The sequence below is a fragment of the Anaerobiospirillum sp. NML120448 genome (assembly GCF_023050945.1).
In the GTDB taxonomy this organism is placed as follows: domain Bacteria; phylum Pseudomonadota; class Gammaproteobacteria; order Enterobacterales; family Succinivibrionaceae; genus Anaerobiospirillum.
In genome coordinates this window covers 1-1,306 of the sequence record NZ_JALKIM010000178.1, presented here as the reverse complement: position 1 = coordinate 1,306, position 1,306 = coordinate 1, and the positions used below count along the sequence as shown (strand labels likewise).

Genomic DNA, 1,306 nt, shown 5'->3' with positions numbered 1-1,306 from the left:
AGTTCTTTAAAAATGTATTAGACAAGCTTATTTATAAGTAATAACTCAATTAGCAACTAATTTAATGGGTAAAAGACCAAATGTCTTGATAACCTTTCGGCAGTTGTTAAAGTTACTTGATCCAATCATGATCAAGGCCATATAGACCTTTCGGGGTTGTATGGTCAAGCATGAAAGCGCACATGGTGGATGCCATGGCGTCAGGAGGCGATGAAGGACGTGCCAATCTGCGAAAAGCTAAGGTAAGCCGATAAGGGGCGCTTGAACCTTAGATGTCCGAATGGAGCAATCCAGTAGTTTTACTACTATCTATAACTTAAGTTATAGAGGCGAACCAGGGGAAGTGAAACATCTCAGTACCCTGAGGAAAAGAAATCAAAACCGATATTCCCTAAGTAGCGGCGAGCGAACGGGGAGGAGCCCAAAAGTTATTACTGTTCTAGTAGAAGTAGTTGGAAAACTACAGGGTACAGGGTGATACTCCCGTATACGACAGAGCAGTAATGATGAGCGTGAGTAGGGCGGGACACGTGATATCCTGTCTGAATATGGGTGGACCATCATCCAAGGCTAAATACTACCTGACGACCGATAGTGAACCAGTACCGTGAGGGAAAGGCGAAAAGAACCCCGGGAGGGGAGTGAAAAGAACCTGAAACCGTGTGCGTACAAGCAGTGGGAGCCCTTTTAGGGTGACTGCGTACCTTTTGTATAATGGGTCAGCGAGTTATCTGTATTAGCAAGGTTAACCTTGATGGGGGAGCCGTAGAGAAATCGAGTCTTAATAGGGCGAATAGTTGATACAGGTAGACCCGAAACTGGGTGAGCTAGTCCTGGACAGGTTGAAAGCAGGGTAACACCTGCCGGAGGACCGAACCCACTAACGTTGCAAAGTTAGGGGATGATCTGGGACTAGGGGTGAAAGGCCAATCAAACTCAGTGATAGCTGGTTCTCCTCGAAAGCTATTTAGGTAGCGTTCTACGAGGACGAACGGGGGTAGAGCACTGTTATAGCAAGGGGGCCATCTCGGCTTACCAAACTATTGCAAACTACGAATACCGTTCAGTTGGAAGTAGAGGACAGACGGTGGGTGCTAACGTTCATCGTCAAGAGGGAAACAACCCGGACCGCCAGCTAAGGTCCCCAAGTTCTAGTTAAGTGGGAAACGATGTGGGAAGGCATAGACAGCCAGGATGTTGGCTTAGAAGCAGCCATCATTTAAAGAAAGCGTAATAGCTCACTGGTCGAGTCGGCCTGCGCGGAAGATGTAACGGGGCTAAACTAGACACCGAAGCTGCGGATTCA

Annotated in this window: 1 rRNA gene; it reads left to right on the top strand. The window is 47.4% G+C overall.

Going from position 1 to position 1,306, the window contains the following annotated elements:
- Positions 1 to 162: 162 nt before the first annotated feature.
- Positions 163 to 1,306, top strand: a 23S ribosomal RNA gene (locus MXE38_RS12315); the annotation flags it as partial.